Origin of the sequence: Vibrio hepatarius (assembly GCF_018860525.1) — a bacterium.
GTDB lineage: Bacteria > Pseudomonadota > Gammaproteobacteria > Enterobacterales > Vibrionaceae > Vibrio > Vibrio hepatarius_B.
The window spans coordinates 21,000-27,842 of sequence record NZ_JAHKPM010000068.1; the positions used below are offsets into that span (position 1 = coordinate 21,000).

8 protein-coding genes are annotated in these 6,843 nt (G+C 37.1%); 4 read left to right on the plus strand and 4 right to left on the minus strand.

Features of this window, described 5'->3' with window-relative positions:
• Positions 1 to 113: 113 nt before the first annotated feature.
• Both KO511_RS20765 and KO511_RS20770 read left to right on the plus strand, forming a co-directional pair.
• A complete protein-coding gene (locus KO511_RS20765; protein ID WP_215989298.1) occupies positions 114 to 1,649 on the plus strand; it encodes a hypothetical protein in 1,536 nt (511 codons plus the stop codon).
• A 133-nt stretch (positions 1,650 to 1,782) separates the two neighbouring features.
• Positions 1,783 to 2,229 carry a DUF417 family protein gene (locus tag KO511_RS20770; protein ID WP_215989299.1) on the plus strand — a complete coding sequence of 149 codons (447 nt, stop codon included), beginning with the start codon at positions 1,783 to 1,785 and terminating at the stop codon, positions 2,227 to 2,229.
• Positions 2,230 to 2,585: 356 nt separating this feature from the next.
• On the opposite strand, the gene KO511_RS20775 is transcribed toward KO511_RS20770, so the two are convergent.
• A complete protein-coding gene (locus KO511_RS20775; protein ID WP_215989300.1) occupies positions 2,586 to 3,080 on the minus strand; it encodes a hypothetical protein in 495 nt (164 codons plus the stop codon).
• A gap of 138 nt (positions 3,081 to 3,218) precedes the next feature.
• Between KO511_RS20775 and KO511_RS20780 the strand changes: the two genes are divergently transcribed.
• A complete protein-coding gene (locus KO511_RS20780) occupies positions 3,219 to 3,497 on the plus strand; it encodes an alpha/beta fold hydrolase (RefSeq protein ID WP_252724492.1) in 279 nt (92 codons plus the stop codon).
• A gap of 88 nt (positions 3,498 to 3,585) precedes the next feature.
• Here KO511_RS20780 and KO511_RS20785 read toward each other — a convergent pair whose 3' ends face one another.
• Positions 3,586 to 4,476, minus strand: a complete 891-nt coding sequence (locus KO511_RS20785) for a hypothetical protein (RefSeq protein WP_215989301.1) — start codon at positions 4,474 to 4,476, stop codon at positions 3,586 to 3,588.
• A 382-nt stretch (positions 4,477 to 4,858) separates the two neighbouring features.
• Between KO511_RS20785 and rplY the strand changes: the two genes are divergently transcribed.
• Positions 4,859 to 5,137, plus strand: a complete 279-nt coding sequence (gene rplY, locus KO511_RS20790; protein ID WP_171362399.1) for a 50S ribosomal protein L25 — start codon at positions 4,859 to 4,861, stop codon at positions 5,135 to 5,137.
• 542 nt (positions 5,138 to 5,679) lie between these two features.
• On the opposite strand, the gene KO511_RS20795 is transcribed toward rplY, so the two are convergent.
• Both KO511_RS20795 and KO511_RS20800 read right to left on the minus strand, forming a co-directional pair.
• Positions 5,680 to 6,135, minus strand: a complete 456-nt coding sequence (locus KO511_RS20795; RefSeq protein ID WP_215989302.1) for a hypothetical protein — start codon at positions 6,133 to 6,135, stop codon at positions 5,680 to 5,682.
• 212 nt (positions 6,136 to 6,347) lie between these two features.
• A complete protein-coding gene (locus tag KO511_RS20800) occupies positions 6,348 to 6,617 on the minus strand; it encodes a hypothetical protein (RefSeq protein ID WP_215989303.1) in 270 nt (89 codons plus the stop codon).
• Between the last annotated feature and the right edge of the window lie 226 nt (positions 6,618 to 6,843).

The following is a 6,843-nucleotide window of genomic DNA, read 5'->3' on the forward strand; positions in this document are numbered from 1 at the left end:
AAATTAACACCTAAAGATGTATTCAATCTCATATCTCATTTATAAGGCATTTATCTCATAACACCATAATTCTAGGTGATAGCATTACACCTACCACAAAACCACAAATTATAATGAAGTTATCAACTACAGGCTCTTGTTCTGCATTACTCGCACAACAACACACACCAAATACAGCTTCTCATTTGAATATAAAACGTATCCGTAACCTCCCTCTCGATAAACAGAATCACTTTAAAAAGCACCATATGCCAACATTATTAAAGATAGAAATTCGACAATCCGGAGATCGGATGCATGCAATAAGGGCTGGTTTTGCAGGGAAGGACCCATATGAGAATAATCAATGCTCCCAGATAGTACGGTCACTCACCACTTCTCAAGCCCCTTCAAGGTATATCTCTGTTAGTGACCAGAAAAGAATAGGCTCGGGTAAAATGCATAGCTTGGGCCAGTTAACTTTACGAGAAATACCCACATCTATTGCATCAAATATTGGAGAGTATTTGGAGGCCAAACCCGTGCTTAAAGGCACAGCCATAAACTTACCGGACAACTCGATAGATCATACAATGAATGTGAGCGCTTATCTTGCTAACAGACTCCCATCAGGATTGGTTGATCTGATCAATAAGTCTGGTGCCGAGTTTTTTCTTTTTAATTCAAGTGATCAAGACATTGCCGCTCACTATAAAAACACAGGATTTGATAAGTGTTACAAAATATCTTCTCCTACATCAACTCGTTTCTATTTTGTAAAAAATCACCAAACAAATGAAGACAAGATTATAGTCTCCGGAATTGGTTCTCATACAAGACTTGAGCACCAAATTCTTCAGTTCCATTTTGCCGGTGTCGATGTGGCTAAAAAACTTACCTCAATTGGCAACATAGATGACTTAAAAACCTCATCGCTGGCAAAATTAAAATCCCAATTAGATCAAATTCAAGCTGACAATAAGATTCTCTATGTCGGCGCTCGATGGAAAGTGATGGAATCTATCGCGAATCAAATATTCGAACTATCTGGAGATAATGAGGGAGAAGGATATAAAAAACTTAACCCAATCAACCATAAAATAGGCCCCTTTATTTTCGATTCTGCGAAGCTAAATAAACAAGGTAAATCCATAGCTGTAGCAGCTTTAAGGATGCCCAATGGTGAGCTTTCTTATGATGCAGTAAAAACGTTTGCTGATTCAGGTTTTACAAAAATAATAATGTGCGGAGCTGGTGGAAGGATTACAGGCGACGCGCAAATGGGAGACTATATCCACCTAAATCATTCATCTTACAAAAATTCCAATGTAAATCTCAATAGCAGCAATAGCCTAATTCCAAGTGATTTTTCACATATAAATACTGCATCTTGTACTAATACAACGGTGGACTCACCTCTTGTAGAAACAAAGCAGTGGCTATTACAACAGCAAGTTGCCCGTGTAGGCTCTGTCGATGTCGAAACCGCGCATATATTCAGAGCTGTTAATGATAGCATTCATCCTATTACAATCGTACCGGGGATGTTTGTCTCCGATGTTGTGGGTGAACACCCTCTTGAAGACAAGATCAGTGGTAATGGAGCAGATAAGCATATAAGCGAGTTCGTTAAGATAACTTGGAATACATTATTTCAACTTGGAAATTAGAGACAGTATGAACTAGCAGAACAAAAAACGCGAAATAGTACTCTAAACTTTTGTTAGGTAATTGTTCTCTTTGAAATTTTTTCATAATCTCTAGGGTCTTCTTCTTTATACTAACTAAGAGGAAGATGACTTCATGCATGCAGTAGAAAACAATACAAGAAAAGACAACATTGGCTACCTTATTGGCGTTTTCGGTGTTTCCTTGGTACTAATTTGGATTGGTATTTATAAATTCACACCAACCGAAGCCAAACTTATTCTACCCCTAGTCGAAAATCATTTCGCTATGAATTGGTTGTATGACCTTTTTTCTGTTCAAGCAGTATCCAATATCATCGGTACAGCAGAAATCATTGTCGCCATTGGGCTTATCGTGGGTATTAAACATCAGAAAGTTGCCTTTTATTCTGGCATAGCGGCAGCTGCCATTTTTATCACAACTTTGAGTTTTTTAATCACCACACCCAACACTTGGAAATTATCTGACGGTGTGTTGATAACTAATTTTTTTCTAGTGAAAGATATTCTGTTTCTCGCAATATCCATAACCATTATCGAGAGAAACAAACCAAACAGCTAATCAATGCGGGGCCGAAGTCTGTACTTTATAGAGCTCAGCTCTATTATTTAAATTCTTGCTTAAGGAATGATAGGTATCTATTCCAAATTGCAATATATTAACAAGTATTAGTTAAACTATTTTCGACAGTCACTAAATATAACATACATTAGTAGATACCCACGGGCATGCCCGTGGTACTTACTGCTACAACGCTAAAGCGTTGACCAAAATTATTCCGCTTCGCGATGGTAATTTTGGATAAAGCATTCATCCACGGGTAAACCCGTGGTTTTCTGTATCCACAGAATAAATCAACTTAGCACTCGTAACCATATTTTCGTAAATAATTTCTCTTGGGATACAAGTCTATCAGGTCATTGCCATTTTATATTATAAAATTTATTATTAAGATAATTAACTAGCGCTGAATAGTGAAAGGAAAAATCTTTTACAGTTTTACTGACTTTATTTTCGACAAGGGCAACCTTTTCTTCTGATAAAAAACTCTTATTCAATACCATAAAATCTCCACAATCGTCGATAACATAAGCATTGAAAAAAGTAGGGCCAGAACTAAATTTAAGTAATGAGTGAAAATTATCTCCATATATATTATTTTCCATAAGGTCTTCTATTTTTTTTGCATTTATTATAAATAATTTCCATAACCTCGTTAGCTCTTTATCCTTAAAGGGGTACAACTGAGGATTATGTTTTAGAAAAACATAGAAAACGACATATGGTTTAAAGTCTACAGATAATTTATTAGGTAGCTCCATCACCATATTTCTAAAAGACGAGATTGGTACAGATTCAAATAGAATATTCAATGAGTTTACATCTTGTTCATAATATATATTTTTTTTCATTCGATATACAAGTTTAGCCTCTTATTTTTATAACATTACGAAACAGATTAGCTGGATAATCCGATTAATTAGTACCGATGAACTGAGCACAACTTAATATAGATTATCATTGCATCAATGTCCCAGGACAGAATCGATATGTTCTTTGAAAACTCAGTGCGTTTACTCGTTCATACACCAAGTAACATCCATAGCATCACTGTACCCTGTACAGTCTGTGTGGGTGAATTTGACCCTTATGTGACAATGCAAACAGCACAAAACTTTTCAAACCAACTCAAACACAGCCACTTAGTGGTAATAAAAAATGCGGATCATCTGGTGCACTTACAACACCCTAAAAAAGTAGCAGCGATCATGTTAGCACAAGCTGAAACACAGCAAACACTACTAAAAAATTTAGAAAGCTTTAACTAAACAGTTCACTAGTATTCTGATTTTTTTAATAAACATAATCAACCTGAGTGAATGCGTATTTTAGGTTGATTATGTTCACTGCCCAGCCTTATGTCTCATTTTTGATATACACTTTTGATAAAACAGACAACAGATCCGAGGCACAACTTTTAGACTTAGTATTCAGAAGACGAAAAGACTCAACAATTAATGAATCTCGGATGTGCTGATGCTGGCGTAGTTGGTGAAACTGAGGGAATAGTTGCATTTCTGAGGTAAAATTGACGTGTGAATATAGCTCGAAGCCTACTTTTACTCTAAACCCAATAGCTACAGAAAAATCTCTGATTTTATTCGTATCTTCAAGTACCACATATTGGTGTTCCGTCAAACCAAGAACACGGGCAATCACATCAATAGGGATATTGTTGTCTTGCCGAAATCGCCTCAAAGTAATGGCTATAGAACGATAATAATCGATAGCAAATGAGTTGATATCAAGTACTTTAGGTGGAAGCAAGTCATCATAACAAGATGACGGTGTTGTTTCAGATAGAAGCTCAGCTTGGAAAACATCAAAATGTGCTCTTGCTTCACTACCCATTAAATTACTAACCATTTTGAGGTAAAGATAAAACTGCTCTTCAGGCAGACGACCAACACAATATAGCGCTTCAATCGCTTTATCATCCATTCCTCTATAGTGCTCTCTTACTTTCAAAGCATAATAAAAGCTTGTCATCGGTACCATCAAGACCCAAGACATAGCCGCCACCACATGGATTGGCCGCATACAAGGGTAGCTCTGCTGCATATAGCGTCTTAGAGTTGAAGTGTTGAGGCCACTAATCTTCTCCCCAAGTTCAACTAGCGACGTCTTTTGTGCACGTCGTACAAAGGACATCGATATTGCCATGTCAGTATCTATAGTGCTGAAAAGCGAATCCAGCATATGGATCCGTTCATCTGAAACAATCATAGCGTTTTGCTTCTTACTCATATTTCTTTTCAAACACTAACTAGACATTATATATCTATGATGTAGTGTTTAGTGTGAAATAACAAAAGAATTTAATTGCTTATTCAAAATCAAAACGATGACAATTCATGCTGGGTTTCACTTTTGAACTAATATCATTCTTTACCCAACAACCGCTAATACATAGCACAACAATAAATGCTCAAACTTTCTTATATAGAGTCGAAAACACCAGCCTATATTACGCCATAGTGAGCTTTTCTATTGCCTGAAAATCAATAGAATGATAGTATCCGCGCTCGCTGGGGAGTTACTACCAATTTCTCCTTTGGCGATATACCACATCACGGCGAGGTCGCATTGCTGGGTGTGAAGTTCATTATTAATTTTGAGAGTAAATACTATGAAATTTGAAGCAGTAGTACGTACTGAACTAGGTAAAGGTGCGAGCCGCCGCCTACGTCACGTTGGTCAATTCCCTGCTATCGTATACGGTGGTGAAGCTGCACCTGTATCTATCGTTCTTAACCACGACGAGATCGTTAACCAAATGGATAAGCCTGAGTTCTACGAAGGTGTTGTTCTTGTGATCGACGGCGCTGAAGTTAAAGTTAAGCCACAAGACGTTCAACGTCACGCTTTCAAGCCAAAAGTTGAGCATATGGACTTCATCCGTATCTAATTCCCTACCAAGGAATTCGTTGGATTAAATCCAACCTTTTGCATAAAGAATACCGGCCTTACCATCCGAGAATTCTAAAATTCGAAACCCCGATGCTACCAACATCGGGGTTTCACCGTTTCTGAAGCCTAAAAAAACGAGTTGATTATAAAAGATCAGATACTTAGATTAACCATAGATTTTATGGGTGCCGTTATACAGTATTTTTCCAATACCAAATTTAGCTTGTTTTCTTCATAGAAATGACACTCTGAGAGTGCCCACAAACTCATTATCAAGATAGCGATATTCGCGAGAATATTTTTTTGCAATTGCTTCGAGTGGTGAGTTGGCCTCGACCAAAAAGTAACTGAACCAGTTGCTGATACAATATAGCTTTGTGAGCATCCTAAACCTCGGTAGCTAAAATGCCAATGTAGATTGTGTAGTAGCACAAATTTGCTAATGATTTTGCTAAATTAGCAATCAATTGATTATTTCAAGTATTGATGATCCCACTGGCCAAATACGCTATGTCTAAAGAAAACCGCTAGAATAAGCGGCTATTTTTTGATTTGTTTCTTAAATATTTCGAATGCTTGTAAGGTGTCAAAATTTTCTGAAAATGAACTCAACTTGGTTAGCCTGTCGGCATTTTCTAAAAATTCTGAGTCTATATACTGTTTTTGACTGCTTAAAAGATCATTTTCCCTCAATGCAAGATACAAATCTAACGGCTCTCGATTGCCCGTGTTGATATATACAAGGAAAGATTGGTACAAATGCTCTTTGTCAGCCTTTTCTATGCACCGCTGAAAAGCGCGATGTTTCAATGTTAAAAGCATTGTCTTAATGACAGGTTCAGATTGCTTTATTAGCCACTCATCGCGCATATCACCATTTATTGGTTGAATGACTGAACACTCGGCAAACTTATCGTTTAGCTCATCGTAGGAAGTTTGCACGTTGGCAATCGCGCTCGAAGACAGCAAAAATAAACTAGTAGCGAGTCGCATCATATACACATTTCCAAAATTTTAGTTCTTTACCGTTTGAGGTTAACCTCGCTCTATCAGCAATACGATTAACTAGCTCTTTAGTTACCACGTGAGTCAGGGCGACCGCACGTGTGTTTAATATTTGAGCTAATAGAGTAGCTTTCTTTTCAACGGTTCGATAAAAGAGGTTACGGCGTTCAAATGCTACTCACTCCTTGCTCAAGATTTGCACTCTAATTGAGCAAATAACGTTCATGCGTTCGCCCTGCCACGTGAGTACCTGCCATGGCTTGACCGAATTTTTCCCAGTCGTGCTCATATATTGTATTCAATCTTTTCCCCGCACTCATACGACCTGAAAAAATTTGTATAAATTGTGATGCTGCGACCGACGTAGCCAACAAGTTACCAAGTGCGACCTTTGATTCAATTTCATTTAAATAGTTTTGCATATTACGACTGATAACCATATCGTCAATTTTGCAATACGAGAGAACACCCACAGTCTTTACTCCTGATTAAAAACAGATATTATATTGAAGTATTAATAACTTATAATAAAAATTTTAATATTTAGAATTAAAGTCATATCGTGGATCACATTTAATAAAAAATATATCAAATAATGGGTTGGATTAAGTCTCGCGAGCAAGAAATGGACAAAATCTTCTTAGAGTAAACATTTAAATTAGCAAAACACGGATAACTTTAGGGGCTCTTCTCCGCTTA

Bases quoted from the DNA above. Each gene is read 5' to 3' on its own strand.
- KO511_RS20765 (WP_215989298.1), top strand. From the start codon at position 114: ATGAAGTTATCAACTACAGGCTCTTGTTCTGCATTACTCGCACAACAA.
- KO511_RS20770 (WP_215989299.1), top strand. From the start codon at position 1,783: ATGCATGCAGTAGAAAACAATACAAGAAAAGACAACATTGGCTACCTT.
- KO511_RS20775 (WP_215989300.1), bottom strand. From the start codon at position 3,080: ATGAAAAAAAATATATATTATGAACAAGATGTAAACTCATTGAATATT.
- KO511_RS20780 (WP_252724492.1), top strand. From the start codon at position 3,219: ATGTTCTTTGAAAACTCAGTGCGTTTACTCGTTCATACACCAAGTAAC.
- KO511_RS20785 (WP_215989301.1), bottom strand. From the start codon at position 4,476: ATGAGTAAGAAGCAAAACGCTATGATTGTTTCAGATGAACGGATCCAT.
- rplY (WP_171362399.1), top strand. From the start codon at position 4,859: ATGAAATTTGAAGCAGTAGTACGTACTGAACTAGGTAAAGGTGCGAGC.
- KO511_RS20795 (WP_215989302.1), bottom strand. From the start codon at position 6,135: ATGATGCGACTCGCTACTAGTTTATTTTTGCTGTCTTCGAGCGCGATT.